The following is a 26513-nucleotide window of genomic DNA, read 5'->3' as shown; positions in this document are numbered from 1 at the left end:
GGCTACGGTTGCGAGGGAGGAGAAGGGCGTTCCTTCCGGCCCCGGACGGGTCGCCACGCCCGGGTGAGAGATGAGCGGTGACTTGGAGTGGGGAGCGCGAGCGTGAGCATTGACGAACCGCCCGTGCGGGTGTCCGATCGCGGGGCCGCCACCAGAGGCGCGCTGCTGACCGCCGCGCGCGACGTGTTCGCCGAGGCCGGCTTCGCCCAGGCGGCGGTGACCGACATCGTCGCCAAGGCGGGGGCCAGCGTCGGCAGCCTTTACCACCATTTCAACGGCAAGGCCGATCTCTATCTGACCCTCTTCGAGGAGTTTCAGAACCGCCAGCAGGAACGCACCCGTGAGGCGATCCACTCCGTACGGGACGCCGGCGAGTCCGATCCGATGCGGCTCTTCATCGCCGGTGCCACCGCCTACATCGACGGCTGCCTGGCCGAGCGCGAGGTCTCCCGGCTGTTCATCTCCGGCGACGGCCCGCCCGGGTTCGACCGCGTCATGCAGAAGCGGCTCCGCAGGTGGGCGCGGCTCAACGCCGCCCTCTTCCACTCCGCCGACGGCGGGGTCGACGAACCGCTCGTGATCGTGCTCACCGGCGCGATGGCGGCCGCGGTCACCGAGATCTCGCTCAGCGACGACGCCGACGCGTCCCGCAGGCTCGCGGGCGACATCATGGCGATCATCGAAACGATCAGGAACCCCCGTACGGAGCGCGCGTGAGCGTGGGGGATCCTGAGACGGTGACCGATCAGAGCACGCGCCCCGGCGCGACGCCGCAGCCGGCCCCCACGCCGGTGAGTCCGGCCATGTACAAGCGGCTGACCACCGGGATCGGCGGCTTTTCCATGGCGATGCTTGCCTGCCTCGCGATGGTCGGGGTGATCGTGCTGATCACCCCCAGCAGCGACAAGGAGACGCTGCCGACCGTCGACTACGCGCCGCACACCCGCGTCCTGCTCATCGCCGCGCCGTACACCTCGTACGTCCCGTCGGGGCTGCCCGCGCGGTGGCGGCCGACCAGTTCCCGGGTCACCGGAGAGCGGGGCAAGGAACCGATCGCCTGGCATCTCGGCTTCGTGACGCCCACTGACGAGTACGCCGCGCTGGAGCAGAGCGACGAGCGTCCTGACGTCTTCATCGGCCGCATGACCAACCGGAACCAGCGGGTGGGCACCCAGCAGATCGCCGGGGCGAGTTGGGATCGATACTTCCGCGAGGACAAGAGGCAGCGCTCGCTGGCGCGCCGGCTGCCCGACGTCACGCTGGTCGTCACGGGCACGGCCTCGTACGAGGAACTCGCGGTGCTGGCCGGCTCGCTGCGCCCCCAGAAGGCGTCGCCGACCCCGCGGCCCACGAGTACCTGAGGGACCAGAACGGGATCGGGGAAGGGCTCAGAAGGGGGTCTCGTCGCCGCCCTCCGGGGCGGTCCGGTCGGGCACCGAGGCGGCGAGCCGGGCGCGGGCCCCTTCGAGCCACTCGGCGCAGAGCTCGGCGAGCTTCTCGCCGCGCTCCCACAGGGTCAGCGATTCCTCGAGGGTGAGCCCGCCCGTCTCCAGCCGCCGGACGACGTCGGCGAGCTCATCTCGCGCCTGCTCGTACGAGAGCTTCTTCTCCTCGGCCACGCGCTCACCCTAGTGGCTGCCGGTGCCGGTGACCGTGACGGTGACCCGGCCGTCGGAGAGCCGGATCGCGAGGGTGTCGTTCTCGGCGACGTCATCGGCCGAACGCACGACGGACTCGTCGGGGCGCTGGACGATCGCGTAGCCCCGCTTCAGCGTCGCCGCCGGTGAGAGCGCGAGCAGCCGGGCCCGCGTGTGCTCCAGCTCGCCGCCCGCCCGGGTCAGCGCGCCGTCCAAGGCGCGCCTGGACCGATCGCGCAGAGCGACGACCGACTCGGCCTTGCGCTCCACCTCACGTACCGGATCGGCCAGCGCGGGCCGTGATCGAATCGCCGAGAGCCACGCCTGCTCGCGCTCGAGCCGCCCGCCGACGCACCGCCGGCCGCGGTCGCGCAGCTGCCGCACGAGCTCGAGCTGTTCCCGTACGTCCGGGACGACCCGCTTGGCCGCGTCGGTGGGCGTCGAGGCGCGCACGTCGGCGACCAGGTCCAGGATCGGGGTGTCCTGCTCGTGCCCGATGGCGCTCACCACCGGCGTGCGGCACGCGGCCACGGCACGCACCAGGGCCTCGTCCGAGAACGGCAGCAGGTCCTCGAGCGAGCCGCCGCCGCGGCTGACGATGATGACGTCGATCTCCGGGTCGCCGTCGAGCTTCTCGAGTGCCGCCATGACCTCGCCGACGGCGTACGAGCCCTGGACCGCGACTGGTTCGACGGCGAAGCGGACGGAGGGCCAACGGCGGCGGGCGTTCTCGAGGACGTCGCGCTCGGCGGCGGAGTCGCGGCCGCAGATCAGCCCCACCCGGTGCGGCAGGAAGGGCAGCGGGCGCTTGCGCTCGGGGCGGAACAGCCCCTCGGCCGAGAGCACGCGCTTGAGGTGCTCCAGCCGGGCGAGCAGCTCACCGAGGCCGACCGCGCGGATCTCGATGGCGGCGAGCGAGAAGGTGCCGCGGTTGACCCAGAAGTCCGGCTTGGCGTGGATCACCACCCGGGCCCCGTCGGCCACCGCCGGATTGTCGAAGACCGCCCGCGGGCCGACCACCCGGACGGACATGTTGGCGACCGGGTCGCGCAGCGTCAGGTAGACGGTGCCCCCGCGCCGGTTGAGGTCGGTGACCTGCCCCTCGACCCAGATGCGGCCGAGCCGGGTGATCCACCCGCCGACCAGCTGAAGGACCGTGCGGACCGGTACGGGCGACTCGGCCGAGGTCTCCATCCCCATGCGGGGCAGCTTAGAGGAGTCGTCGTGGTGAGGGGTTGTGCGAGACGTCGGCAATGTGACATTTTACTGCGCGTGCCCACGAGAGACCTGCTGGTCGTCGGAGCGGGAGTGGTCGGCGCCGCCTGTGCCTACTACGCTGCGAAGGCCGGCCTCACCGTCACCGTCGTCGATCGCGGTGCCGTGGCCGGTGGTACGACCGGTGCCGGCGAGGGCAACCTGCTCGTCTCCGACAAGGAGCCCGGCGCCGAACTCGACCTGGCACTGCTGTCGGCCCGGCTCTGGCGGGACCTGGCGGCCGAGCACGGCGACGAGGTGGAGTACGAGGCCAAGGGCGGCCTGGTCGTGGCGGCGACGGCACCGGGCATGGCCGGGCTGGAGCGACTCGCGGCGCACCAGCGCGCCGCCGGAGTGCGGGCCGAGGTCGTCGCGGCGACCGATCTGCGCGATCTCGAGCCGCATCTCGCACCCGGGCTCGCGGGAGGGATGTTCTACCCCCAGGACGCCCAGGTGCAGCCGATGCTGGCGGCCGCTCATCTGCTGCGGGCCGCGCGGGACCGCCATGGCGCGCGGCTGTGGACCGGGGTCACCGTCACCGGCGTCACCCGCGCGGGAGATCGGGTGACCGGGGTGCGCACCGACCGGGGCGACATCGCGGCCGGTGCGGTCGTGAACGCCGCCGGAACGTGGGGCGGTGAGATCGCCGCGCTGGCGGGAGTGCGGGTTCCCGTGCTGCCGCGCCGGGGCTTCATCCTGGTCACCGAACCGCTGCCGCCGATGATCCGGCACAAGGTCTACGCGGCCGAGTACGTCGGCGACGTCGCGAGCGATTCGGCCGGGCTGGAGACCTCGCCGGTCGTCGAGGGGACGAAGGCGGGCACCGTGCTCATCGGCGCGAGCCGGGAGCGGGTCGGCTTCGACCGGACGCTGTCGACGGTGGTGCTGCGCAGGCTCGCCGCGCAGGCGATCGCGCTGTTCCCCGTGCTCGCCGACGTCGCGGCGATCCGTACGTACTGCGGGTTCCGCCCGTACTGTCCCGACCACCTGCCGGTGATCGGACCGGACCCGCGTGCGCCGGGACTGCTGCACGCGTGCGGACACGAGGGGGCGGGCATCGGGCTGGCGGCGGCGACCGGCCACCTGCTCGCCCAGGTCCTCACCGGTGCCGACCCTGCCCTCGACCTGTCCCCGTTCCGCCCCGACCGTTTCGCGGAGGTCCCGTCGTGACGACCGCCCAGAGCCGTGAACCGAGCGGAGCGATGCGACCGGACCCGGAACCATTCGAGATCATCTTCGCTGGGCGACCCGTTCCGGTGCTGCCGGGACAGACCGTGGGCGCGGCGTTGCACGCCTCCGGTATCCGGTCCTGGCGGACGACCCGCGAGAACGGGCGGCCGCGCGGCCTGTTCTGCGGGATCGGCGTCTGCTTCGACTGCCTCGTGACGGTGAACGGCGACCCGTCCCGGCGCGCCTGCCTGATCGAGGCACGGCCCGGCGATGTGGTGACGACCCAGGAGGGCGGCGGCCATGACGCGTGATCTGGCGGTGATCGGCGCGGGTCCGGCAGGGCTCGCCGCCGCGGTCACGGCGGCGGCGACCGGGCTGCGGGTGGTCCTCGTCGACGCGGGGGCCCGGCCCGGCGGGCAGTACTTCCGGCACCCTCCGGACACCCTGGCGGGCCCGCGCGGCGCGGCGCGCCACGGGTGGGCCGAGTTCGCGCGGCTCCGGGACGAACTGGCCGGGCACGTCGCGGCGGGCCGGATCACCCACCTGGCCGGCCACGCCGTCTGGCACGTCGAAGCGCACTCGGAGGAGGCGGACGCCCGGTTCACGCTGCACCTGGGCGGGACGGGCTCCGTCGCGGTGAGTTCCGGCGCCGTGCGAGAGGTACGGGCACGGGCCCTGGTGATCGCGGCCGGAGCGCACGATCGGCCGCTGCCCTTCCCGGGCTGGGACCTGCCGGGCGTGCTCACCGCCGGAGGCGCACAGGCGCTGCTCAAGGGCAGTCTGGTCGTGGCCGGGCGGCGCGTCGTCGTGGCCGGGACGGGGCCGTTCCTGCTGCCGGTCGCGGCCGGGCTGGCCTCGGCCGGCGCCCGGGTCGAGGGCGTCTTCGAGGCCAACCGGCCAGGGCGCTTCGCCCGGCACGGCGCCCGGGTCCTCCGCAACGCCGGGAAGCTCGCCGAAGGAGCGGGGTACGCCGCCGTACTGCTCCGTCACCGCGTTCCCTACCGGGTGGGGCACGCGATCGTGGCCGCGCACGGAGACGACGCGGTCGAGTCCGTCACCGTCGCCCGGCTGGACCGCGACTGGACGCCGGTGCGCGGTGGCGAGCGCGTGATCGAGTGCGATGCCGTCGCGGTCGGCTACGGCTTCACCCCGCAACTGGAGATCCCGGTCGAGCTCGGCTGCGCCACCCGCGTCGACGCCGACGGCAGCCTCGTGGTCGTCGTGGACGCCGCGCAGCGCACCAGCGTGCCCGGCGTCTACGCGGCGGGGGAGACCACCGGCGTGGGCGGAGCGCCCTTGGCCCTCACCGAGGGCCGACTCGCGGGGCAGGCCGTGGCCGCCGCGCTGGGCGCCCCGCCGGCCAGGCCGTCACGACGGCTGCTCGCGCGCCGCGCCCGCCTGCGGGCGTTCGCCGCGACGTTGCACGACGCCTATGCCGTACGGCCGGGCTGGGCCGGCTGGCTGCGGCCGGACACCCTCGTCTGCCGGTGCGAGGAGGTGCCGTACGGGCGGCTCGACGAGGCCGTACGCGAACTCGGCGCCATCGATCCGCGCGCGGCCAAGCTGATCAGCAGGGCCGGGATGGGCTGGTGCCAGGGCCGGATCTGCGGTTACCCCACGGCCTGCCTCACCGCGCGGATCCGCAAGCGCGCCCCCGACGTCGCCGACCTCACCGGTCTCGCCCGGCGCCCACTCGCGCAGCCCGTCCGCCTGGGCGACCTCGCGGAGGATCCGGCGGCGGGCGGCGCCGAGGACGCAGATGGCGCCGACCCCGGTGGGGGCGGGCCGTGCTGATTCCGAAGCGTTCATCGGTGCGCCGATCCTTCGTACTTCGTCATCCATAACGGTCACATTGCGGCGATTCGCTGGTCTTGACGTCGCGGCTCGAAGCAATGTGAAATGTCACATCTCTTGGAGGAGATCAATGATGACCGCACCGCGCACCCCCTGGCACGGAGTGATGGTGGCCACCGCGCTGCCGCTGCGCGACGACCTGTCGGTCGACTACGAGCGGTACGCCGAGCACGTCCGCTGGCTCGTCGAGTCGGGCTGCGACGGGGTCGTGCCGAACGGCTCGCTCGGCGAATACCAGACGCTGACGGACGATGAGCGCGCGCAGGTCGTCCGCACGGCCGTGGACGCGGTCGGCGGCGACCGGGTCATGCCGGGGGCCGGTGCCTATGGCTCCGCGGAGTCGCGGCGCTGGGCGGAGCAGGCGGCCGAGGCCGGATGTGGCAGCGTCCTGTTGCTTCCGCCGAACGCCTACCGGGCCGACGAGACGATCGTCGAGGCGCACTACGCGGAGGTCGCCAAGGCCGGCATCCCGATCGTGGCGTACAACAACCCGCACGACACCAAGGTCGACCTGACCCCGGCGCTGCTGGCCCGGCTGCACGGTGCCGGCCACATCGTCGCGGTCAAGGAGTTCAGCGGCGATGTCCGGCGCGGCTACGAGCTCGCCGAGCTCGCCCCCGGCCTGGACCTCATCGCCGGCGCCGACGACGTACTGCTGGAGCTGGCCCTCGCCGGCGCCAAGGGCTGGATCGCCGGATACCCGAACGCGCTGCCGGTGTCGTCGGTGGAGCTCTACCGCGCGGCGGTCGACGGGGACCTGGACCGGGCGCTGCCCCTCTACCGGGCGCTGCACCCGCTGCTGCGCTGGGACTCCAAGGTCGAGTTCGTGCAGGCCATCAAGCTGTCGATGGACATCGCCGGACGGTACGGCGGCCCGTGCCGGGCGCCGCGCCTGCCGCTGAGCGAGGAGCGGGAGAAGACGATCCGCGCTGCCACTGAGAAGGCCCTCGGCGAGGGACACCGCTGATGCGGTCCAGGCATGTGTTCCACGCCGTGGACTCGCACACCGAGGGGATGCCGACCCGGGTGATCACGGGCGGGATCGGCGTCATCCCGGGTGCCACGATGTTCGAGCGCCGGCGGCACTTCATCGAGCATCTGGACCACATCCGCACCCTGCTGATGTACGAGCCGCGCGGGCACAGCGCCATGAGCGGCGCGATCCTGCAGCCGCCGACCCGGCCGGACGCCGACTACGGCGTGCTGTACATCGAGGTCTCGGGCTGCCTGCCGATGTGCGGGCACGGCACCATCGGCGTGGCGACCGTACTCGTCGAGACCGGGATGGTCGAGGTCACCGAGCCGGTCACGACGATCCGGCTGGACACGCCCGCCGGGCTGGTGGTGGCCGAGGTGGCGGTGTCCGGGGGAGCCGCGAGGTCGGTGACGATCCGCAACGTGCCGTCCTTCTCGCACGCCCTCGACCAGAGCGTGACGGTGCCCGGTTTCGGCGAGGTCGGCTACGACATGGCCTACGGCGGCAACTTCTACGCGATCCTGCCGATCGAGCGGGTGGGGATCGCCTTCGACCGCGCCGAGAAGCAGCGCATCCTGGACGCCGGGCTGGCGATCATGGAAGCGATCAACGATCGGAACCGCCCGGTCCATCCGGGCAACCCCGACATCGGCGGCTGCCACCACGTGCAGTTCGTCGCCCCCGGGTCGACGGCCCGGCACTCCCGCCACGCGATGGCCATCCACCCCGGCTGGTTCGACCGCTCGCCATGCGGCACCGGGACGTCGGCCCGGCTGGCCCAGCTGCACGCGCGGGGCGAATCGGCCCCCGGCGAGGAGTTCGTCAACGAGTCCTTCATCGGCACCCGGTTCATCGGCCGGATCGCCGAGGAGACGACCGTCGCCGGCCGGCCCGCGATCGTGCCCGACATCACCGGCCGTGCCTGGGTCACGGGCACCGCACAATACCTTCTCGATCCGGACGATCCGTTCCCTGAGGGGTTTCTGTTGTAGTCCCCTATGTCCGGAAGCCTTCCCGATCCCCGTCCGCGTATCCGATCCGCGTATCCGAGCCCCCCGAGCCCAGCGCCGTCACGGCGAAGCCCATCGAGTCCCCCGAGCCACTCCCGTGGGTCGTGCGCGAGAAAGCGAGCCCCCAGCATGAAGAGTCCCAAGATCATTCTCGGCGTCGCCCTGGCCGCCGTCGCCGCCACATCGGCATGCGGCCAGGGTGTACTGGGCGGCGATGATGAGGGCGGCGACGACAAGGGCCCGATCGTCCTCGGAATGAACGTGCCGAAGTCGGGCAGCAGCGCCGAGATCGGCCCGTACATGGAGAACGGCGCCCAGCTCGCGATCGAGGAGATCAACGCCAAGGGCGGAGTGCTCGGCCGCAAGCTGCAGCTGCGCGCCGAGGACGACGGCTGCGATCCGAAGATGGCGACGGCCGCCGCCAACAAGCTCGTCGCGGCCGGGGTGAAGGCGTCGGTCGGCGGATACTGCTCCGGCGCCACGCTGCCCACCCTGCCGGTGTTCGACAAGGCCAAGATCCCCATGGTCATCCCGGCGGCGAACTCGACCGACCTGGTCGCGCAGAAGCTGAAGCACGTCTTCCTCATCAACGGCACCGGCGACCAGCAGACCACCGCGGCGATGGCCTGGCTGGTCAAGAGCGGTGCCAAGAAGGTCGCCGTGATGCACGACAACACCAGCTACGCCAAGGACATCGCGGTGCGCACCGCGGCCGAGCTCGACAAGCCGGGCGGCCCGGACAAGGCCGGTATCGAGACGGTCAACCCGGGTGAGAGCGACTACAGCGCCAACGTCACGGCCGTGCTCAAGACGAGCCCCGACTTCATCTACTGGACCGGCTACTACCAGGAGGGCGGGCTGCTCACCCGCCAGCTCCGCCAGGCCGGCTACAAAGGCAAGATCATGGTCGCGGACGGGGCCGTCGACCCGAAGATCATCTCGATCGCGCAGGGCGAGAACGCCGACGGCCTGTACGCGACCATGACCCAGATGCCCGACACCATCCAGGGGGCGCAGAACTGGGTCGCGAAGTACAAGCAGAAGTTCAGCGCGGACCCGGGCCCCTACTCCCCGCAGTCCTATGACGCGGTCCGCGTCGTCGCCGAGGCGATGACCAAGGCCGGCAGCACCGACGGCGCCAAGGTGGTGACGGCCCTGGAGGGGATCAACGGCTTCCAGATCTTCTCCGGACCGCTGAAGTTCACCCCCGACCACCGTCTGTCCGAGGGCGGCTTCGTGATCCTCGTGGTGAAGGACGGCAAGTTCGCCCTGCAGGACTCCCTCAAGTAACCGTCCACGACTCCTCGCATGACCTCGCGGTCGCCCGCACGGGCGACCGCGAGGCTCGGCAGGGAAGCCAGGAGGCCCTGGATTGTCGCAACTGATCTGGAACGGGCTGTTCGTCGGCTCGTTCTATGCGCTGGTCGCGCTGGGCTACAGCATGGTCTACGGGATCATCAAGCTGCTCAACTTCGCCCACGGCGACCTCTATATGCTCGGCGCCTTCTCGGGATTCGCGATGCTCGGCGCCATGGGCGGGCTGGTGAAGTCACAGTCGCTGCTCGCCCTGTTCATCGTCCTGCTGCTCGCGATGCTGACCACGGGGCTCAGCGGCGTGGTGCTCGAGCGGGTGGCCTACCGGCCGCTGCGCCGCGCCCCGCGCCTCGCCTTGCTCATCACGGCGGTGGGCGCGTCGTTCGCGCTGGAGTACGGCACCCGGATCGTCGCCGGAGCCAACCCGAAGGTCTATCCCGTACGGCTCGGCGGAACGACGCTCCACGTCTTCGGTGCGCGGATCACCGTGCAGCAGCTCGCACTCGTGGGCGTCGCCGTCGCGCTGATGGTCGCACTGCATCTGCTGATCACGCGCAGCCGCCAGGGGCGGGCCATGCGGGCGATCGCGCTCGATCCCCGGGCCGCCCTGCTCATGGGCGTCGACGTCGACAAGGTCATCGCGCGGACGTTCTTCATCGGCTCCGCGCTGGCCGGTGCCGCGGGCGTCATGGCCGGCGGCTACTACGGGAAGATCGACTTCCTGATGGGCTTCATCATCGGGCTCAAGGCGTTCACCGCGGCCGTCATCGGAGGCATCGGCAACATGCAGGGCACGATGCTCGGCGGCCTCGTACTCGGGCTGCTCGAGTCGTTCGGCACCCACTGGCTCGGCGGTGAATGGCGCGACGTGTTCGCGTTCGGCTGCCTGATCCTCTTCCTCACCGTGCGGCCGACGGGCCTGCTCGGCGAACGCGTCACGGAGCGAGTGTGATGACCGCCGGGGATGGCCCGCCGGTCAAGCCGGTCGTGGGCAGGGGACCGACCTTCATCACCCGCCTCATGGAGAGCCGGTGGCTGGGCTGGGCGGGGCTGGCCGTGGGCCTGGGCGCGCCCCTGGTGATCGCGACGCCGTACGCGCTCAACATCATGACCAGTGCAGTGATCTTCGTGATGCTGGCGGTCGGGCTCAACATCGTGGTCGGCTACTGCGGGCTGCTCGACCTGGGCTTCGCGGCCTTCTTCGCGGTCGGCGCCTACACCAGCGGCATCCTCGCGAACGAGCTCGAGATCCCGCTGCTGGCCACCGTCCCGGCCGTGATCGTCGTCACCGTGATCGCCGGCATCGTGATCGGTGCGCCCACGCTGCGGCTGCGCAGCGACTATCTCGCCATCGTCACGCTGGGGTTCGGCGAGATCATCCGTATCGTCGCCAACAACCTCGACATCACCGGTGGCCCGTCCGGCATCTACGGGATTCCCGGGCTGTCGGCGTTCGGCGTCGACCTCTCCGAGCCCGTCGTCTTCTACTGGGTCACCGTCCTCATCGTCGCGCTGGCCGTGCTGTTCGCGGCCCGGCTCGGCCGCTCCCGGCTCGGCCGGGCCTGGCGGTTCGTACGAGAGGACGAGGACGCGGCGGAGGCCAGCGGCATCCACACCTACCAAGTCAAGCTGTCCGCCTACATCGCCGGCGCGGTGTGGGGGGGCCTCGCGGGCGTGCTGTTCGCGGGCCAGCTCTCCGCCGTCTCACCGGCGAGCTTCACGTTCCTGCAGTCGGCCCTGGTGCTGATGGCGGTCGTGCTCGGCGGCATGGGCTCCACGCCGGGCGTGGTCCTCGGCGCCGTGTTCATCAGCCTTCTGCCGGAGCTGCTGCGTGACTTCGCCGACTACCGCTTCTTCGTGTTCGGCGTGCTGCTGATCGTCGTGATGATCGTCCGCCCGCAGGGACTGTGGCCGCACCGTTCGTCCGAGAGCGCCCGCACCGCGGCCCGGTCTCGTACCGGCCCGCCGGGCGAGCCGGCGACCGACTCCAAGGGGGCCTCATGACGCTCCTCCAGGTCGAGGACCTGAGGTTGTCGTTCGGCGGCGTCCGCGCCGTCGACGGACTCACCTTCACCGTCGGCGAGGGCGAGATCGTCTCGATCATCGGGCCCAACGGCGCCGGGAAGACCTCCGCGTTCAACTGCATCACCGGGTTCTACAAGCCGACCGGTGGCGTGGTGCGGGTGGGCGGCACCGATGTCACGGGACGGCGGCCGTCGGCCATCGCCGCCCGCGGTGTCTCCCGGACGTTCCAGAACCTGCGGCTGTTCGGCGAACTGTCCGTACTCGACAACGTACGGGCCGGAACCCACCTGTGGCTGCGGCAGAACGTGTTCGACGCGCTGCTGCACACGCCACGCTACCGGCGCAGCGAACAGGAGGGCACGGACGAGGCGCACAAGTGGCTCGACTTCGTCGGACTGCGCGGTGACCGGGCGGGCCTCGTGCGCAATCTGCCGTACGGCGCGCAGCGCAGCGTCGAGATCGCCCGGGCGCTCGCCCGAAGGCCCTCCCTGCTGCTCTTGGACGAGCCCGCGGCGGGCCTGAACCACACCGAGAAGACCGAGCTCCTCGATCTGATCCGGCGGATCCGCGACCTGGGCATCGCGATCACGCTGATCGAGCACGACATGGGGCTGGTGATGGAGATCTCCGAACGGGTCGTGGTGCTCAACTTCGGCAAGGAGATCGCGGACGGCCGTCCGGACGAGGTGCGGCGCGATCCGGCGGTCATCGAGGCGTATCTCGGCCGGGACGACGACGATCCGGTGGCGGATCCGGCCGATCCCGCCGACGCCGCCGCCGGTGATCCGCAGGAGCTGGCGGACGCGGACCCGCCCGCGAAGGAGGGCCGGTGAAGACCACAGCGCTCGAGCTGACCGATTTGGACGTGCGTTACGGCGGGGTCCAGGCACTACGCGGCCTGAGCCTGACCGTGGCGGAGGGCGAGATCGTCGCCCTCCTCGGCAACAACGGCGCGGGCAAGACCACGACGCTGTCGACCGTGTCCGGGCTGGTACGGCCGGCCGGTGGCACGGTCCGGCACGAGGGGCAGGACATCACCCGCTCGTCCCCGCCGAGCATCGTCGAGCGCGGGCTGATCCACGTCCCGGAGGGCCGGCGCATCTTCAGCACGCTCACCGTGCACGAGAACCTGCTGATGGGCGGCTACCCGGTCCGGGACCAGGCGACGCTGCGCCGGCGTCTGGACCGTGCGTACGAGTTGCTGCCCCGGCTCGCCGAACGGCGTGCGCAGCAGGGCGGGACGCTGTCCGGGGGAGAGCAGCAGATGCTCGCCATCGGGCGCGCGCTCGTCGCCGGACCCCGGCTGCTCATGCTGGACGAGCCGTCGATGGGGCTGGCGCCGCTGCTGGTGACCGCCGTCATGGACGTGATCCGCGACATCAACGCCGAGGGGACCTCCGTGCTGCTCGTCGAGCAGAACGCCAAGGCCGCACTCAAGATCGCGCATCGCGGTTACGTCATCGAGAACGGCGAGTGCACCCTCGACGGCAGCGCCGCCGAGCTGTCCGCCGACTCACGGGTGGTCGAGGCATACCTGGGCGGCGTCTAGCGATGCTCCACATCGACGCCGCCGCGCTGGCGGGCTCGGTCACCGAGGCCGGGGCCGCCGACCTGATCGAGCGGGCGCTGGCCGGGAACCTCGATCCGGCAGCCGATCCGGGACGGACGGCGGTCGAGGCCACGGCCGGGCAACTGCTGCTCATGCCGGCGGTGGTCCCGGGCTACACGGGCGTCAAGATCGCAACGGTCGCGCCCGGGAATCCGGCGCGGGGGCGGCCCCGGATCCAGGGCGTCTACGCGCTGTTCGACGGCCCGACCCTGACGCCGGTAGCGCTCCTCGACGCGGTGGCCCTCACGGCCGTGCGGACGCCCGCGGTGTCCGCGGTGGCCGTACGTCACCTCGCCCCGGCCGACGCGCGGCGGCTCGTCGTCTTCGGCACCGGCCCGCAGGCATGGGGACACATCATGGCCTTGCGGGCGGTGCGGCCGGTCGACCACGTGGCGGTCGTCGGCCGCGGTGGTACGGCGCGCTTCGTCGACCGCTGCCGGGCGGCCGGGCTCACGGCGGTCGCGGCCGGTCCGGACGCGGTCGGCGACGCCGACCTCGTGGCCTGCTGCACCAGTGCCCGCGAGCCGCTGTTCCCCGGCCGGCTCGTCGCCGACCACGCGGTGGTCGTGGCCGTGGGCTCGCACGAGCCGTCGGCGCGCGAGGTCGACGCGGACCTGGTCGCGCGGGCCACCGTCGTGGTCGAGTCGCGTGGCGCGGCGGAACGAGAGGCGGGAGACCTGATTCTCGCCCGCGAAAGCGGCGCCGTACGAGAGGATCATGTCGCCGGTGACCTGGCCGACCTGGTCGCCGGCCGGATCGCTCCGGCGCCCGGCCGCCCGGCCCTGTTCAAGAGCGTGGGGATGGCCTGGGAGGATCTGGTGGTCGCGGTGGCGGTGTACGAGCGGATCAGGGACGGGGGACGATGATCGAACGGGACTCTCTCAACCTGCCGGTCCTCGGCGTACGGCAGAACGTCCGCGAGCAGATCGCCGACGCCCTGCGCGCAGCCCTCGTCGCCGGTGAGATGCGACCGGGGCTCGTCTACTCGGCTCCGACGCTCGCCGCCCGGTTCGGCGTATCGGCCACCCCGGTCCGCGAGGCCATGCTCGACCTGGCCAAGGAGGGCCTGGTCACCCCCGTGCGCAACAAGGGCTTCCGGGTCACCGCGCTGTCCGACCGCGACCTGGACGAGATCACCGAGGTCCGCTCGCTCATCGAGGTGCCGACCGTCCGGCGGATCGCCGAGACGGTCGAGCCGGAGCGGTCCGCGCAGTTGCGGCCGCTGGCCGAGGACATCCTGGCGGCGGCCGAGCGGCGTGACATCCTGGCGTACATCGAGGCCGACCAGGTCTTCCACATCGCCCTCCTCGGGCTCGCGGGCAACAGCCAGCTGATCGGGGTGGTCCGGGATCTGCGGCACCGGTCCCGGCTCTACGGCGTCCCGTCGCTGGCCGAACGCGGAGAGCTGATTCCGTCGGCGCGCGAGCATCTCGACCTGCTCGACCTGATCGGGCGTGCCGACGGAGCGGGCGCCGAGGCGCTGATGCGGCATCATCTGGGGCACGTGCGCGGCATCTGGGCCGACCGCCCGGAGCCCGCCTGATCAAGCCGGTGCGCGGCCGCCCGTGAGCGTGCGCCCGCCGAGGGGACACGTCCGGGCGGTGACCGCCGCCCGGACGCGGCGGAGAACCATTTCGAGGGGTGCGGTTCCGGGGACGCTTCCCGATGACCCAGCCGGGTGGCGGACATGCGCCCGCCGGCCCGGCCGGCCCGCCGGTCAGCCGTCGTCGCCGAGCTTGACGATGCGGTTCTCGAACATCCTCAGCACATCGGCCCGGGCCGCGTTCTCGCGCTCATAGGCCCGCAACAGCCGGACCTGCTCGATCGACAGCCCGCGCAGCCGCCCGCGCAGGGACGGGAGGGTCGCCTGGTCATAGTCCGGCACCGGCAGCGACTCCGGCGCGATCCTTGCCTTGGGCGCGGTCGTCGGCTCGGCGGCGGGACGGGCCGGTGGCTCGGGCCGTGCCGTGGGCTCGGGGGTGGTCTTCGGCCGCGGAGCGGCGGTCTCGGCGGTGCGGCCGGAAGCGGCCGGGGACGGCTTGCCCACCGCGATCTCGGGTTCGACGACGGGCGGCTTGCCCGCCTTCGCCGGCGGCCGGGCGGCCGGGGCCTTCGGCGCCTTGGGCGTCGACGTCGGCTGCCCGGAACCGGAGACCCGATCGGCCACCCGGGTCACCGCCCTGCCCGCGAGGCCCTGAACGTCCCCGCGCAGCCGGTTGAGCACCGGTCCGGGACCGGAACCGCGCAGCTCCTTGTAGTCCCTGGTCACCCGGTCACTGAGCAGGAGCGCCCGCCCGACGCCGAACATGGCCAATCTGGCTGCTTGAACCGGGAGTTCGCGGACATGCTCGCCCACAGCCTCCCGAACCTGTTTGCTGAGGCGGCGCGGCGATCGTGTCATCTCTGGTCAGCTCCCTATTGTCCTCGCAACGGACTGTTCGGATACGGCCTGATCTGTTACGTATCACTGTGCCGTACCGTGCGGCGCGGGTCATCTCGACCGGGGGGATTTGACCACCGGATGGCGTCTAGTCGATCACACGTACCATGGGGGACATGACCTCCATGACCCGCGGTGTCTCCTCCGCCCCTCAGACGGACACTCGAAACCGCCGCGTCCTGCTGGCCAAGCCGCGCGGTTACTGCGCGGGCGTCGACCGAGCCGTGCAGGCCGTCGAGCAGGCGCTCGACAAGCACGGCGCACCGGTCTACGTACGCAAGCAGATCGTGCACAACGTGCACGTGGTCAGGACCCTCGAGGAACGCGGTGCGATCTTCGTCGACGAGACCGACGAGGTGCCGGAGGGCTCGCTCGTCGTGTTCTCCGCCCACGGCGTCGCACCGGTGGTGCACGAGGAGGCCGAGCGGCTCAGCCTCCGGACGATCGACGCGACCTGCCCGCTGGTGACGAAGGTGCACAAGGAGGCGGTCCGGTTCGCCGCCGACGACTACGACATCCTGCTCATCGGCCACGAGGGCCACGAGGAGGTCATCGGCACCACCGGCGAGGCCCCCGAGCACATCCACCTGGTCGACGGGCCGGGCGACGTCGACAAGGTCGAGGTCCGCGACCCCGAGAAGGTCGCCTGGCTGTCACAGACCACGCTGTCGGTCGACGAGACCATCGCCACCGTCGACGCTCTGCGCAACCGCTTCCCCAAGCTGCTCGACCCGCCGTCCGACGACATCTGCTACGCCACCCAGAACCGGCAGACGGCGGTCAAGGAGATCGCGGAGCAGGCGCAACTCGTCATCGTGGTCGGCTCCACCAACTCCTCCAACTCCGTACGCCTCGTCGAGGTCGCCAAGGACCACGGGGCCGATGCCGCCTACCTCGTCGACTACGCCGAGCACATCGACGAGACCTGGCTCGAGGGCGTCGACACGGTCGGCGTCACCAGCGGCGCCTCGGTGCCCGAGGAACTGGTCCGGGGTGTCCTCGACCGGCTCGCCGAGCACGGCTTCGACCACGTCGACGAGGTCGAGTCGGTGAAGGAGAGCATGCACTTCGCGCTGCCCCACGAGCTCCGACGGCTCTGATCTGTGTCCGATGAGCTGTGTTCGATGGCCTCGCGGGTATTGCCCGCCTGATCAGGTCTGGGGTTCGTCCCAGCGGACCGGGTCGTCGTCGTAGTCGTCGTCTTCGAAGAGGCGGCGGCCGACGAGACGGCCGCGCAGCTCGCGAAGGCTGATGAAGAGCCCGCGCGGGATCGTGATGCCGATGACGAGCAGCGTCCCGAGGAAGAGCCACGGGGCGCCGGCGGCGAGCATGGTGAGCACGCCGACGAAGAGACCCCGGAGCAGTGAGCCCGAGCCGAGCGCGTCGACGACCGACGTGATGAGCGCGACCAGGAAGAAGATCACGGGCGGCGTCACCGCGATGGTGAGCAGGTCGGCCGGGCGGGTGGTCAGGGCGGCGAGGACACAGCCGATCACGAAGGAGACGCCGGGCAGCAGCCCGACGTCCAGCAGCGATTCCGATCCCAGCACGCCGCCGACGACCGCGATGCCGAAGATCACGACCATTCCGCCCCGCCCGGTCAGAGTGATCGACGACCCGCTGGGTTGACGTCGCAATGGCTCCCCTGGGATCGGCGAAGCGCCGGTCGGCGCTCCGCGCGTGGTCGGTGCTGTCGTGGTCATCACGCCCCCTCAGGTCCCTGATCACAGGGACCCTGCTGCTCTGGGACGGCCCGCTGGAGGAAACCTACCGGCTCGGACCGCGCCGCACGGGTGGAGGCGTGCGGCTCGCCTTCGTCCAGCAGTTCCGCGGCCGACAGCGCCCGGGGGGTCTCCTCCACCGGGCGCGGGCCCTCCAGATCGCCCTCGACGACCCCGAGATCGTTCAGCCGCCGGGCGGTGACCAGCACCCGGCCCTCGAGTGAGCCGATGCTCCTGTTGTAAGCCTTGATGGCGTTGGACAGGGACTTGCCCAGCTCATCGACGTGCTGTCCCATCGTGCCGAGCCGCTCGTACAGCTCCTTGCCCAGATCGAACACCGCTTGCGCGTTCTGCGAGAGGGCCGCCTGCTGCCAGGCGTAGCTGGCGGTGCGCAGCATGCTGATCAGAGTGGTCGGGGTGGCGATGTGCACGCGGCGTGCCATCGCGTACTCGAGGAGCTCGGGGGAACGGTCCAGCGCGGGCGCGAGGAACGCCTCGCCCGGTACGAACAGGACGACGAACTCCGGCGACGACGTGAACGCCTGCCAGTACGTCTTCGCCGCGAGCCGGTCGACATGGTCGCGCAGATGCCGCGCGTGGGCGTCCAGCCGCGCGGACCGGATCGACGCGTCGTCGGTCGAGGAGGCCTCGAGATAGGCGGCGAGCGACACCTTGGAGTCGACGATGATCTTCTTGCCGCCGGTCAGCCGCACGACGAGGTCGGGCCGGACGGTGCCGTCCACGGTCACGGCCGTGGCCTGCTCGTCGAAGTCGCAGTGGTGGGTCATTCCCGCGAGCTCGACGACCCGGCGCAGCTGCAGCTCGCCCCAGCGGCCACGGGCCTCCGGCCGCTGCAGGGCCCGCACGAGCGCCTGCGTCTCGGTACGCAGCTGGTCGGAGCTCTGCCGTACGAAATCGACCTGCTTGGCGAGCATGGCGTGTGACTCTCTGCGGCCGGTCTCGACCTCGCGGAGCTGCTCCTCGACCTTGGCCAGGGTGTCGCGCAGCGGGGTGACGAGATGCTCCACCGCCTGCTTGCGGCGCTCGAGCTCGCCCGCGGCCTCGATGCCGGCCGCCTTGAGGCGCGTGTCGGCCAGCTCGAGGAAGCGCTGGTTGCTCGCGTCGAGGGCCTTGGCGGACAGCGATTCGAAGTGCTGGGCCAGCCGCTCCTCGACATAGGCGACCTTCTCCTCCGCGGCCTTGGCGCGAGCGACGATGCCGGCCTGGCGTGCGGTGGCGAGGGCGAATCCCACGATGGCGCCGAGGGCGAGGCCGACGAGCAGCGTGAGGTCCATGGCAGCATCGTGACAGCGGAGGGTGACGGAGCCGGGGCGACGCGCCGAGTTGCCCCCGTTTGGCCACCGTGCGGACCGCGCCAGTGCGCCGCAGCCCATAGACTCGGGCGACGTGAGTCTGTCCATTGGAATCGTCGGGCTGCCCAACGTCGGCAAGTCCACTCTGTTCAACGCCCTGACCAAGAACGACGCGCTGGCGGCGAACTACCCGTTCGCGACGATCGAGCCGAACGTCGGCGTGGTCGGCGTGCCGGACCCTCGCCTGGAGCGGCTGTCGAAGATCTTCGGATCGGCGAAGATCATCCCGGCGACGATGGAGTTCGTCGACATCGCCGGCATCGTCAAGGGCGCCTCGGAGGGGCAGGGGCTGGGCAACAAGTTCCTCGCCAACATCCGCGAGGCCAACGCCATCTGCCAGGTCATCCGCGCGTTCGATGACCCCGACGTCACGCACGTCGACGGCGACGTGGCGCCGGGCCGCGACATCGAGACGATCAACACCGAGCTGATCCTGGCCGATCTCCAGACCATCGAGAAGGCTTTGCCGCGCCTGGAGAAGGAGGCGCGCACCAAGAAGGACAAAGAGGGGCTCGCGCTCGTCGACGCGGTGCAGTCGGCACAGAAGGTGCTGAACGAGGGGACGACGCTGTTCGCCGGCGCCGCCGCCGCGGGCATCGACCTCGAGGTGCTTCGCGAGTTGCACCTGCTCACCGCCAAGCCGTTCCTGTACGTGTTCAACCTCGACGAGGACGAACTCGGGGACGAGGAGCTGCGGGGACGCCTGCGCGACCTCGTGGCGCCGGCCGAAGCGATCTTCCTGGACGCCAAGATCGAGGCCGAGCTGATCGAACTGCCCGACGAGGAGGCGCTTGAGCTCCTGCAGGGCATGGGGCAGGAGGAGTCGGGCCTGTCGCAGCTCGTGCGGATCGGATTCGGCACCCTGGGCCTGCAGACCTACCTGACCGCCGGTCCCAAGGAGACCCGGGCCTGGACCATTCGCAAGGGCGCCAGCGCGCCCGAGGCGGCGGGGGTCATCCACACCGACTTCCAGCGCGGCTTCATCAAGGCCGAGATCGTGTCGTACGACGATCTGGTCGCCGAGGGATCCGTGGCGTCCGCACGGGCGGCCGGCAAGGCCCGCATGGAGGGCAAGGACTACGTCATGCGCGACGGGGACGTCGTGGAGTTCCGCTTCAACGTGTAGCCGCTGACATATCACCACGTCGCTGATCTTGCAAACGTGCAGGTCAGGGAGGGTCCGACTCTTCGGAGTCGGGCCCTTGGTTTTTTCCCGTGCTGGGATGGTGCTGAGATAGCTGACCCCTCGTCACCTGTCATCAGGTCGGACCCGACGGGCTCAGTGCTGGGCATAGGGGACGGTTCTCCTGTCGTGCCCTCTCAGGCTAACCCCGCAGAACGGGACGTCTCACCCAAGGCTGACAGAGAGGGCGGTGGCGTGGCGGGGTTCCACGACAGGTCGTGGCAGCCGCACACGGATGCCGCCGTACCGCATCAACTCCGCGAAGGTCTGCCGGAGCGCGTCCACTTCGTGCCCGCCGGGACAGAAGCCGCTTGGCGTCCGCGTCGATCACCACCGCATGGTGGTTCTTCTTACCGATGTCCGTCCGGCCCAGAGCTCACGGCCGGCGGGCCAGCCGTTCCCGGCGGTAGGTCTGCGGGGCACGGCCGGTCCAGCGCCGGAACGCTCGAACGAAGCTCGACGGTTCGGTGTAGCCGAGGCGTTGGGCGACCTGCTGGGTGGTCATGTCGGTTCCGAGCAGCTCCTCCGCCAGGGTCTGCCGGACCTCGTCGGCGAGCACCCGAAACGAGGACTGCTCCGCATCGAGTCTGCGGGCCAACGTCCGCGGGCTCACCCCCAGCTCACTCGCCACCTCCGGGAGGGACGACAGCACCCCGGACCTCCGCAGTAGCGCGTCCCGCACCGCACCCGCGACCCCCGCGCGGGCCCGTCGACGGTCGAGCAGCTCACGACAGAGCTTCTCGTAGGTGCGCTGGGCCCACTCGTTGGCTTGCGGAAGCGGTTGCTCGAGGTGGGAGGCGTCGAAGCAGAGCGAGTCGTCCGGGGCGTCGAAGATCGGCGTGATGCCGAACAGGTCGGTGTATCGGGTGACGTCTGCGGGTGCCCGGTGCCGGAACCGCACCGCGGTCAAAGGCAGGTTGGTGCCCATGACGTCGTGGATGAAGGCCATGGTCGCGGCGCTGTTGCGTTCGACATGGAACGTCCGCACATCGGCGGGAATGTGCTCGCCGTCGATGCTGAGTACGGCATCGCCGTCGACCTCGGCGAAGGAGAACGTGACGAACACCCAGCCCAGCTCGCCGTAGCGTACTCCGACGTCGACGGCGTCCCGCACGGTGCGGCTGGTAGCTATTGCCAGGCCCCATGCACCGTGCATCGCGACGTGGTAGCGGCTCCCGGCCACAATCGCGAGCCCCGGCTGCTCAGCCCCTAGACGGCTCTGGAGGTTGCGGACCACCGCGAACTCCTGGCCGATGGTGACCTCGGCCTCCGGGTCCAGCAGCTCGGCCGGATCGACGCCGGTGTCGGCCAGGCAGTCGGCGAGCGGCAGCCCGTACTCCGCGCCGAGCTCGGTCAGCAGCCGAACACTGGTCGCGCTGATCGGGAGATTGATCTGCATGCCCGCTCCCGTCCGCTGCCACCCACCCAACCGCCCTGGTGGCTGAAAATGACAATACCTCGGCATGGGATGTCCTGGGGTGGCCCCTGGACCGTCACTAGCGTCTGGTGGGTCGGCAACCCGCAGTTCAGCCCCGCCGAGAAAGGCGAACGACGACGTGCCCTGCCTTCGCATCGACGACGCCGTCAACCTCCATTACGACATCCACGGCCGTTCCCACAGCGGTGGGGAACCCGTCCTGCTCGTGACCGGTACCAGCACCTCGGTCGGACACTGGACGCCCACGATCATCGACAGCCTCGCGGCAGACCGTCAGATCATCGCCTACGACCACGACATCGGCGCCTCCTCGCCGCGCACCGAGCCGGTGTCAGTTGCGGCACTCGCCGCGGACGCCGCCGCACTGCTGGACGAGCTCGGCACCGGCCCGGTACACGTCGTCGGCTGGGCGCTGGGCAGCACCGTCGCCCAGGAGCTCGCGCTCGCCCGACCCGACATGGTCGCGTTCCTGCTCCTCTACGGCACGTGGGGCCGCGGCGACGGATTCCAGCGCCGCCTCACCGTGGCCCTGCGCTCCCCTGGGAGCACAGTGACCTCGCGGGGGCGATCACCGAGCTCGGCGTGGCGTTCTCCCCGGAGTTCCTCGACAGCCCGGACTTCGAACGACTCGCCGCATCGATCCCGCCGCTTTTCCCGCAGACCGCTGACAAGATCCGAGCGGTCGCACACCAGTGGACGGAGAACCTGGACCACGACGCCCAGGACCGGCTGCCAGGGATCGACCGCCCGACGAACGTCCTGATCGGTGAGCAGGACGTCTTCACTTCGCCGCGGCAGGCCTCTGTGGTCGCCGACGCGATCCCGAACGCTCAACTCGTCGTCGAGGGGCCCGGCGCAAGCCACGGCCTCCACGTCGAGCGCCCCGCCGAGTGGCTGCACCACGTGCGGTCCCAACTGGCGCGCTGCGCGTCGCCATTGCATGTCTGATGTCGCCGACCACCGAGCCGGACACCACACCGGCGCTCACCGGCAACCGGCGCACCGGCGTGGAGGGATTCCTCGGGACGACGATCGCCGGGTTCCCGAACCTGTTCATGCGACCGGGCCGAACACCGGTCTCGGCCGCAGCTCGGTGATTCTGGTGATCGAGTCGCAGCTCAACTACCTCATCGACGCCCTTCGGGTTCTTGACCGGAGGGGGGTCGTGGCCCTCGACACCCGCCGGGACCGCCAGGGCGCCTACAACGCCGGCATCCAGTGGCGGTTCGCCAGGTCGGTGTGGACGACGGGCCGCTGCACGAGCCGGTGTCTCGCCCCGGACGGGCGCGACGGCACTTTGCGGCCCGACTACAGCGTCCGCTTCCGCCACCGCATAGCCGGGTGCGCCCTGGCGACCACGAGTTGCTCCTTTGTCCGCCCGCCACGGCCGGAGGACGAGTCGTGCCTGGGAACCGAGGAAGGCAACGTTGATCGATAGAACCGGACTGGCCGAGTTCCTGCGCCACCGCCGGGAGTCCCTGCAACCCGAGGACGTGGGCCTCATACGGGGGCAACGACGCCGGACCAGCGGGCTGCGGCGCGAGGAAGTCGCGCAACTGTGCCACATGTCGACCGACTACTACGCACGACTCGAACGCGAACGCGGCCCCCGACCGTCCGAGCAGATGATCGCCTCGATCGCCCAGGGCATGAACCTCTCACTCGACGAACGCGACCACTTGTTCCGCCTCGCCGGCCACCGCCCATCAGTTCGGAGTACCAACAGTGAACACATCCCCCCGGGCTTGCTGCGGGTGCTCGACCAGCTCGCCAGCACCCCCGCCGAGATCGTCACCGAACTCGGTGAGACGCTGCGACAGAGCCCGATGAGCGTCGCTCTCACCGGGGACACGACCCACTACAGCGGCCCGGCCCGCAGCCTCGGCTACCGGTGGTTCACCGACCCCACCACCCGCACGCTGCACGCGGCCGAGGAGCATGCGTTCCTCACCCGGATGCACACTGCGGCCCTGCGTCGGCTTGTCACCCTCCGCGGGCCGGGGTCCCGGGCGACGCACCTGGCCGATCTCCTCCTCGCACGGAGCGAGGAGTTCCGGCGCCAGTGGAACAACCATGAGATCGGCGTCCACCCTCGCGACAACGAGCGCTTGGTCCATCCCGACATGGGTCTCCTCGAGCTGAACTGTCAGCGGCTGATGGACCCGAGCCACTCGCACGTGCTGCTCGTCTACACCGCCACTCCCGGCAGCGAAAGCCACGAAAAGCTGCAGAGATTGTCCGCACCGGGCGCCCCGGCGCTGCCATGACGCTCCGCTCCCGTCCTCGGAGCCCATCCGCCGAAGGGCGGATGGGCGGGTCCTGGCTGCCACCGTCCTCCCCCGACGGCAAGGTGATCATCGTCCTGCCCGAGGGGCGCCCGCCGAACATGGGCGAGGCCGAACATGGGCGAGTCATTCGTGAAGTCCCATTGCCTCGCGGACCAGGGCTCGGCTCAGACCGAGATCCGACGCAGCCGGGCGGGTTCGGCTGGTCCCTGGCGCAGAGCCTGGCGGTGGACATGCAGGTCGGCGTGGCCCAGTCACCACGATCGTCCCTGTCGCTGCATCCAGGCACAGTCCCTTCTGTCGGGAGCTGTCACCACGGGACTTCCACGCCTTCCCAGAGGGTGAAGGTGCCGGTCGGCCCGGTCGGCCCGAGGCGGGCGACGCGCACCACCTCGCGGGCGGCGTCCTCGACCGACTCCTTCCCCTCGAAGTTGACCAGTGAGGTGTTCGCGAATCCCGGCGAGACGAGGTTGACCTTGATGTCGGTCGCTTCCAGCTCCATCATCATGGACAGCGTCACGGCGTTGAGCGCCGTCTTCGACGCGGAGTAGACCGGCTCGAAGGTCGAGCGGTACGCGAAGGCCGGGTCGGCAGCGGTCGTCAGCGAGCCCAGTGCGCTCGTGACGTTCACGATTCGCGCATCCGACGACTTACGAAGCAGTGGCAGCATGGCCTGGTATACCGCCAGGGCGCCGAAGACGTTCACCTCCCAGACGGCACGCACCTCGTCCAGCGGGGCGATGCTCGGCTCCGACAGGGCGCGGAGCTCGGCCATGTCGCCGACGTCAGCGCGGGTGGTGGAGATGGCGGCGTTGTTGACGAGTAGGTCGAGCCGACCGGCCTCCTCACGGATCCGCTCGGCGGCCGAGGCGATCGACGCCGCGTCGGTCACGTCGATCTGGAGCGCGGTGGCACCGTCGCCGATCTCGGCGGCCGCCGCCTTGCCGCGGGCAAGGTCGCGGGACCCGACGAACACGGTGACGCCGTCGGAGACCAGCTCTTTCGCGACCTGCTTGCCTATGCCCTGGTTGGCTCCGGTGATGAGAGCGATGCGGTTCGTGGGCACGAGGCCCCTCCTTTGTCTGATGCGGGTGCGGTGGAGAAGCGCTGGTGCCGCCCGGCACACGTCGCGCTCTACGACAACCGTGCGGGATCTTCGGCAGACGGGGAAGACCCCCTCAAACCTGGTACTGGGAGGGCCAGTCAACGGGTGGCCGGTGGCAGAATGGTGTTCATGCCGACGACGAACAGGGCGGACTTCGGGAAGTACCTGCGTCATCAGCGCGCCATGATGGCGCCTCCCAAGCAGCCGGCCGACTGGCCGGCGCCACGGCGACGGGTCCCGGGGCTGCGACGGCAGGAGCTGGCCGAGGCCGCCGGGATCTCCGTCGAGTACTACACCCGCCTCGAGCAGGGGCGGGCGCCGCGACCGTCGAGGGAGGTCCTCACCGCACTGGCACGCGCCCTCGGCCTCACGGCCGCCGAGCGGGATCACCTCTTCCGACTCGCCGGCGAGTTGCCCCCCGAGCCGCTCGCCCCTGACAGCGAGATCCGGCCAGGGCTCCTCCGACTGCTGCGCGGCCTCGACGACACCCTCCCCGTCACCGTCCACAACGGGCGCCTGGACGTGATGGCGCGCAACGCCGCCGCCGCCGAACTCCTCGGGCCGCTCTCCAGCGCGGGTCGGTACCAGCGCAACATCGTCCACCAGGGCTTCACGGCCACGGCCCGCCGCATCCTCGGAGACGACGGAGCCCACCAGTACACCCGGTGGGCCACGGCGGAACTCCGCTCGGCGATGGGCCGATACCCGAACGATCAGTACCTCCGGTCCCTGTTCACGGAGCTCTCAGCCACCAGTGCCACCTTCCGGAGCCACTGGGCGCAAGGCGAGGTCACGGCAGGGCGGTCCGCCGTGAAACACCTGCGCCACCCGAGCCGAGGACTGCTGACCTTCCAGAGCGAGATGCTCCACGACGCCGAACGGGACCACTGGATCGTGATCTACGCACCCGCTGAATGACCCGGGATACGATTGGCGTCTCGGCCGGGTTGGAACTCGAATTCGGCATCAACGAGTACCTCGCCCCGCTGCTCCCGGTGTCGATTCCGGCACCGACAGCGGGTCCCCGTCTCGGTCCTCGACCTCGAAGGTCCCCGATCGCGGACTCGGTCCGCGAGACCGCCGGCGCCTCACTTCCCGAGATCGCCCGCACCGGTGAGAAGTGGTCGGACTACTCTCGGCTCACTTCGCTGACGGTCGTGGGAAAAACGCACGACGGGCAGTACGCCTCCACCGACCAGAGCGAGCGCATCAAGCTTGGCGACACATCCTTCCACAACGGCCCGCTCGTCCTCTCCGCGAAGACCACCACCGGCACGGACATGGGATTCAATCGGGAACCCGGGGGGGCACCCTGAACTCCATGACGAACGCCGGCGCTTCGTACTACTGCCTGACCGACGCACTCGGCAGCGTCGTCGCCCTCACTGACGGCACCGGCACGAAGGTCAACACCTACAGCTACAGCCCACGAGGCGTCACGCGCGCCTTCACAACCGAGACGGTGTCCCAGCCCCACCGCTTCGCCGGCGGCTATCAGGACCCCACCGGTCTCTACCACTTCGAGGCCCGCTACTACGACCCCAACATTGCTCGCTTCACCCAGCCCGACCTCTCCGGCCAGGAGAAGAACCCCTACCTCTACGCCGAGGGCGACCCCGTCAACCGCATCGACCCCACCGGACTGCTGTCGCTCGGCGAAGGACTCGGTCTGGCGGGGACGGTGGTCGGACTCGCGGCACTGGCCCCCGTATCGGCCCCGGTGGCGATCGGAGCAAGTGCCCTGGGTACCGGCCTGAGTGTTGCCGGGTCAATCGCGTCGGGAAATTCTGCGGGTGAAACCGCTGCAGTAGGAATACTGGGAATAGGAACAGGAAGTGTCGGCGCTGCGACGAAGCTGGCGAATGTAGGAGGAAAGACTGGCCTGGGGGTCGATCTTGGCTACACGGCACTCGGATATTTCGGCGGCGCGGGGATAACAGGCGGATGGCTCTGAAAGGCAGAGATAAGTGACCCTGGCAGCAATAGGGATCGGATTCGAGGACAATCCAGCGGCCACCATCATTCTGGGGGTGGTGGTACTCATCGTGGCATTTGCGGTGCTCTTCTGGCGCTACAAGCGTGAGAGAAAGTAACGCCACGATCAGCTGAGCATCAAAGG

30 protein-coding genes are annotated in these 26513 nt (G+C 70.5%); 23 read left to right on the top strand and 7 right to left on the bottom strand.

Going from position 1 to position 26513, the window contains the following annotated elements; translation table 11 throughout:
* The first annotated feature begins 102 nt into the window (after positions 1-102).
* Together HKK74_RS16630 and HKK74_RS16625 are read left to right on the top strand one after the other, a co-directional pair.
* On the top strand, positions 103-717 hold the full coding sequence (locus HKK74_RS16630; RefSeq protein WP_187244127.1) for a TetR/AcrR family transcriptional regulator: 615 nt from the start codon (positions 103-105) through the stop codon (positions 715-717).
* Positions 714-1361 carry a DUF4245 domain-containing protein gene (locus HKK74_RS16625; RefSeq protein ID WP_312881536.1) on the top strand — a complete coding sequence of 216 codons (648 nt, stop codon included), beginning with the start codon at positions 714-716 and terminating at the stop codon, positions 1359-1361. The genes HKK74_RS16630 and HKK74_RS16625 overlap by 4 nt, the downstream gene beginning before the upstream one ends.
* A gap of 27 nt (positions 1362-1388) precedes the next feature.
* On the opposite strand, the gene HKK74_RS16620 is transcribed toward HKK74_RS16625, so the two are convergent.
* Positions 1389-1619 carry an exodeoxyribonuclease VII small subunit gene (locus tag HKK74_RS16620; RefSeq protein WP_187244126.1) on the bottom strand — a complete coding sequence of 77 codons (231 nt, stop codon included), beginning with the start codon at positions 1617-1619 and terminating at the stop codon, positions 1389-1391.
* A 9-nt stretch (positions 1620-1628) separates the two neighbouring features.
* Positions 1629-2837 carry an exodeoxyribonuclease VII large subunit gene (gene xseA / locus HKK74_RS16615; RefSeq protein ID WP_187244125.1) on the bottom strand — a complete coding sequence of 403 codons (1209 nt, stop codon included), beginning with the start codon at positions 2835-2837 and terminating at the stop codon, positions 1629-1631.
* Positions 2838-2909: 72 nt separating this feature from the next.
* Between xseA and HKK74_RS16610 the strand changes: the two genes are divergently transcribed.
* From HKK74_RS16610 to HKK74_RS16555, 12 genes are all read left to right on the top strand, one after another.
* A complete protein-coding gene (locus tag HKK74_RS16610) occupies positions 2910-4061 on the top strand; it encodes an NAD(P)/FAD-dependent oxidoreductase (protein WP_312881535.1) in 1152 nt (383 codons plus the stop codon).
* On the top strand, positions 4058-4372 hold the full coding sequence (locus HKK74_RS16605) for a (2Fe-2S)-binding protein (protein WP_312881534.1): 315 nt from the start codon (positions 4058-4060) through the stop codon (positions 4370-4372). Before HKK74_RS16610 ends, HKK74_RS16605 begins: the two co-directional genes overlap by 4 nt.
* Positions 4362-5855, top strand: a complete 1494-nt coding sequence (locus HKK74_RS16600) for an FAD/NAD(P)-dependent oxidoreductase (RefSeq protein ID WP_187244124.1) — start codon at positions 4362-4364, stop codon at positions 5853-5855. The genes HKK74_RS16605 and HKK74_RS16600 overlap by 11 nt, the downstream gene beginning before the upstream one ends.
* Before the next feature lie 133 nt (positions 5856-5988).
* Entirely contained in the window at positions 5989-6882 is an 894-nt protein-coding gene (locus HKK74_RS16595) for a dihydrodipicolinate synthase family protein (RefSeq protein ID WP_187244229.1), read from the top strand.
* On the top strand, positions 6882-7883 hold the full coding sequence (locus HKK74_RS16590; RefSeq protein ID WP_187244123.1) for a proline racemase family protein: 1002 nt from the start codon (positions 6882-6884) through the stop codon (positions 7881-7883). The genes HKK74_RS16595 and HKK74_RS16590 overlap by 1 nt, the downstream gene beginning before the upstream one ends.
* A 147-nt stretch (positions 7884-8030) precedes the next feature.
* On the top strand, positions 8031-9191 hold the full coding sequence (locus HKK74_RS16585; protein WP_187244122.1) for a branched-chain amino acid ABC transporter substrate-binding protein: 1161 nt from the start codon (positions 8031-8033) through the stop codon (positions 9189-9191).
* Between the two features lie 82 nt (positions 9192-9273).
* Positions 9274-10167: a branched-chain amino acid ABC transporter permease gene (locus HKK74_RS16580; protein ID WP_187244121.1), complete on the top strand. Its 894-nt coding sequence runs from the start codon at positions 9274-9276 to the stop codon at positions 10165-10167.
* A complete protein-coding gene (locus HKK74_RS16575; protein WP_222722355.1) occupies positions 10167-11219 on the top strand; it encodes a branched-chain amino acid ABC transporter permease in 1053 nt (350 codons plus the stop codon). Before HKK74_RS16580 ends, HKK74_RS16575 begins: the two co-directional genes overlap by 1 nt.
* Positions 11216-12073, top strand: coding sequence for an ABC transporter ATP-binding protein (locus HKK74_RS16570; RefSeq protein ID WP_187244120.1), 858 nt, complete (start codon positions 11216-11218; stop codon positions 12071-12073). Before HKK74_RS16575 ends, HKK74_RS16570 begins: the two co-directional genes overlap by 4 nt.
* Entirely contained in the window at positions 12070-12789 is a 720-nt protein-coding gene (locus HKK74_RS16565) for an ABC transporter ATP-binding protein (RefSeq protein ID WP_187244119.1), read from the top strand. The genes HKK74_RS16570 and HKK74_RS16565 overlap by 4 nt, the downstream gene beginning before the upstream one ends.
* 2 nt (positions 12790-12791) lie before the next feature.
* Positions 12792-13715, top strand: a complete 924-nt coding sequence (locus HKK74_RS16560) for an ornithine cyclodeaminase family protein (RefSeq protein WP_187244118.1) — start codon at positions 12792-12794, stop codon at positions 13713-13715.
* Positions 13712-14392, top strand: coding sequence for a GntR family transcriptional regulator (locus HKK74_RS16555; protein WP_187244117.1), 681 nt, complete (start codon positions 13712-13714; stop codon positions 14390-14392). The genes HKK74_RS16560 and HKK74_RS16555 overlap by 4 nt, the downstream gene beginning before the upstream one ends.
* A gap of 174 nt (positions 14393-14566) precedes the next feature.
* Here the strand turns inward: HKK74_RS16555 and HKK74_RS16550 are convergent, their stop codons facing one another.
* Entirely contained in the window at positions 14567-15157 is a 591-nt protein-coding gene (locus tag HKK74_RS16550) for a DUF8129 domain-containing protein (RefSeq protein ID WP_486303386.1), read from the bottom strand.
* A gap of 257 nt (positions 15158-15414) precedes the next feature.
* Between HKK74_RS16550 and HKK74_RS16545 the strand changes: the two genes are divergently transcribed.
* A complete protein-coding gene (locus HKK74_RS16545; protein ID WP_187244227.1) occupies positions 15415-16389 on the top strand; it encodes a 4-hydroxy-3-methylbut-2-enyl diphosphate reductase in 975 nt (324 codons plus the stop codon).
* A gap of 51 nt (positions 16390-16440) precedes the next feature.
* Here HKK74_RS16545 and HKK74_RS16540 read toward each other — a convergent pair whose 3' ends face one another.
* Both HKK74_RS16540 and HKK74_RS16535 read right to left on the bottom strand, forming a co-directional pair.
* Entirely contained in the window at positions 16441-16992 is a 552-nt protein-coding gene (locus HKK74_RS16540) for a DUF6542 domain-containing protein (RefSeq protein WP_246491639.1), read from the bottom strand.
* On the bottom strand, positions 16992-18305 hold the full coding sequence (locus HKK74_RS16535; RefSeq protein ID WP_187244115.1) for a DNA recombination protein RmuC: 1314 nt from the start codon (positions 18303-18305) through the stop codon (positions 16992-16994). Before HKK74_RS16535 ends, HKK74_RS16540 begins: the two co-directional genes overlap by 1 nt.
* A 112-nt stretch (positions 18306-18417) precedes the next feature.
* On the opposite strand from HKK74_RS16535, the gene ychF reads away from it, so the two are divergent.
* Positions 18418-19509 (top strand): redox-regulated ATPase YchF, encoded by a 1092-nt coding sequence (ychF, locus tag HKK74_RS16530; protein ID WP_187244114.1) that lies wholly within the window; start codon positions 18418-18420, stop codon positions 19507-19509.
* Between the two features lie 433 nt (positions 19510-19942).
* Here the strand turns inward: ychF and HKK74_RS16525 are convergent, their stop codons facing one another.
* Positions 19943-20965, bottom strand: a complete 1023-nt coding sequence (locus HKK74_RS16525) for an AraC family transcriptional regulator (RefSeq protein ID WP_187244113.1) — start codon at positions 20963-20965, stop codon at positions 19943-19945.
* A 157-nt stretch (positions 20966-21122) separates the two neighbouring features.
* Here HKK74_RS16525 and HKK74_RS16520 point away from each other — a divergent pair, with 157 nt between their 5' ends.
* The 4 genes from HKK74_RS16520 to HKK74_RS16505 all read left to right on the top strand — a co-directional run bounded on the left by HKK74_RS16520 (position 21123) and on the right by HKK74_RS16505 (position 23271).
* Entirely contained in the window at positions 21123-21767 is a 645-nt protein-coding gene (locus HKK74_RS16520) for an alpha/beta fold hydrolase (RefSeq protein WP_187244112.1), read from the top strand.
* Positions 21768-21951: 184 nt separating this feature from the next.
* The gene (locus tag HKK74_RS16515; RefSeq protein WP_187244111.1) at positions 21952-22101 is read left to right on the top strand and encodes a hypothetical protein; all 150 of its coding nucleotides are present in this window, start codon (positions 21952-21954) and stop codon (positions 22099-22101) included.
* A 5-nt stretch (positions 22102-22106) separates the two neighbouring features.
* A complete protein-coding gene (locus HKK74_RS16510; RefSeq protein WP_187244110.1) occupies positions 22107-22442 on the top strand; it encodes a hypothetical protein in 336 nt (111 codons plus the stop codon).
* Positions 22432-23271, top strand: coding sequence for a helix-turn-helix transcriptional regulator (locus HKK74_RS16505; RefSeq protein WP_187244109.1), 840 nt, complete (start codon positions 22432-22434; stop codon positions 23269-23271). The genes HKK74_RS16510 and HKK74_RS16505 overlap by 11 nt, the downstream gene beginning before the upstream one ends.
* Before the next feature lie 328 nt (positions 23272-23599).
* Here the strand turns inward: HKK74_RS16505 and HKK74_RS16500 are convergent, their stop codons facing one another.
* Positions 23600-24355 (bottom strand): SDR family NAD(P)-dependent oxidoreductase, encoded by a 756-nt coding sequence (locus tag HKK74_RS16500; RefSeq protein WP_312881532.1) that lies wholly within the window; start codon positions 24353-24355, stop codon positions 23600-23602.
* Between the two features lie 168 nt (positions 24356-24523).
* On the opposite strand from HKK74_RS16500, the gene HKK74_RS16495 reads away from it, so the two are divergent.
* The 3 genes from HKK74_RS16495 to HKK74_RS39075 are packed head-to-tail and all read left to right on the top strand — an operon-like array spanning position 24524 to position 26348.
* Positions 24524-25312, top strand: a complete 789-nt coding sequence (locus tag HKK74_RS16495) for a helix-turn-helix domain-containing protein (protein WP_246491637.1) — start codon at positions 24524-24526, stop codon at positions 25310-25312.
* Positions 25309-25710, top strand: a complete 402-nt coding sequence (locus tag HKK74_RS39080; RefSeq protein ID WP_222722354.1) for a hypothetical protein — start codon at positions 25309-25311, stop codon at positions 25708-25710. The genes HKK74_RS16495 and HKK74_RS39080 overlap by 4 nt, the downstream gene beginning before the upstream one ends.
* 5 nt (positions 25711-25715) lie before the next feature.
* Positions 25716-26348, top strand: a complete 633-nt coding sequence (locus HKK74_RS39075; protein WP_222722353.1) for an RHS repeat-associated core domain-containing protein — start codon at positions 25716-25718, stop codon at positions 26346-26348.
* The last annotated feature ends 165 nt before the right edge of the window (positions 26349-26513 follow it).

Source organism: Actinomadura alba (genome assembly GCF_014323705.1).
GTDB lineage: Bacteria > Actinomycetota > Actinomycetes > Streptosporangiales > Streptosporangiaceae > Actinomadura_C > Actinomadura_C alba.
This window is presented reverse-complemented; position numbering and strand designations above follow the sequence as displayed.

What these genes read in the sequence shown, in the direction of transcription:
- HKK74_RS16550 (WP_486303386.1), bottom strand. Translation starts at nt 15,157, where the DNA reads ATGTTCGGCGTCGGGCGGGCGCTCCTGCTCAGTGACCGGGTGACCAGG.
- HKK74_RS16570 (WP_187244120.1), top strand. Translation starts at nt 11,216, where the DNA reads ATGACGCTCCTCCAGGTCGAGGACCTGAGGTTGTCGTTCGGCGGCGTC.
- HKK74_RS16525 (WP_187244113.1), bottom strand. Translation starts at nt 20,965, where the DNA reads ATGCAGATCAATCTCCCGATCAGCGCGACCAGTGTTCGGCTGCTGACC.
- HKK74_RS16600 (WP_187244124.1), top strand. Translation starts at nt 4,362, where the DNA reads ATGACGCGTGATCTGGCGGTGATCGGCGCGGGTCCGGCAGGGCTCGCC.
- HKK74_RS39075 (WP_222722353.1), top strand. Translation starts at nt 25,716, where the DNA reads ATGACGAACGCCGGCGCTTCGTACTACTGCCTGACCGACGCACTCGGC.
- HKK74_RS16545 (WP_187244227.1), top strand. Translation starts at nt 15,415, where the DNA reads ATGACCCGCGGTGTCTCCTCCGCCCCTCAGACGGACACTCGAAACCGC.
- HKK74_RS16585 (WP_187244122.1), top strand. Translation starts at nt 8,031, where the DNA reads ATGAAGAGTCCCAAGATCATTCTCGGCGTCGCCCTGGCCGCCGTCGCC.
- HKK74_RS16595 (WP_187244229.1), top strand. Translation starts at nt 5,989, where the DNA reads ATGACCGCACCGCGCACCCCCTGGCACGGAGTGATGGTGGCCACCGCG.
- xseA (WP_187244125.1), bottom strand. Translation starts at nt 2,837, where the DNA reads ATGGGGATGGAGACCTCGGCCGAGTCGCCCGTACCGGTCCGCACGGTC.
- HKK74_RS16575 (WP_222722355.1), top strand. Translation starts at nt 10,167, where the DNA reads ATGACCGCCGGGGATGGCCCGCCGGTCAAGCCGGTCGTGGGCAGGGGA.
- HKK74_RS16560 (WP_187244118.1), top strand. Translation starts at nt 12,792, where the DNA reads ATGCTCCACATCGACGCCGCCGCGCTGGCGGGCTCGGTCACCGAGGCC.
- HKK74_RS16495 (WP_246491637.1), top strand. Translation starts at nt 24,524, where the DNA reads ATGCCGACGACGAACAGGGCGGACTTCGGGAAGTACCTGCGTCATCAG.
- HKK74_RS16540 (WP_246491639.1), bottom strand. Translation starts at nt 16,992, where the DNA reads ATGACCACGACAGCACCGACCACGCGCGGAGCGCCGACCGGCGCTTCG.
- HKK74_RS16590 (WP_187244123.1), top strand. Translation starts at nt 6,882, where the DNA reads ATGCGGTCCAGGCATGTGTTCCACGCCGTGGACTCGCACACCGAGGGG.
- HKK74_RS16535 (WP_187244115.1), bottom strand. Translation starts at nt 18,305, where the DNA reads ATGGACCTCACGCTGCTCGTCGGCCTCGCCCTCGGCGCCATCGTGGGA.
- HKK74_RS16555 (WP_187244117.1), top strand. Translation starts at nt 13,712, where the DNA reads ATGATCGAACGGGACTCTCTCAACCTGCCGGTCCTCGGCGTACGGCAG.
- HKK74_RS16515 (WP_187244111.1), top strand. Translation starts at nt 21,952, where the DNA reads ATGTCGCCGACCACCGAGCCGGACACCACACCGGCGCTCACCGGCAAC.
- HKK74_RS39080 (WP_222722354.1), top strand. Translation starts at nt 25,309, where the DNA reads ATGACCCGGGATACGATTGGCGTCTCGGCCGGGTTGGAACTCGAATTC.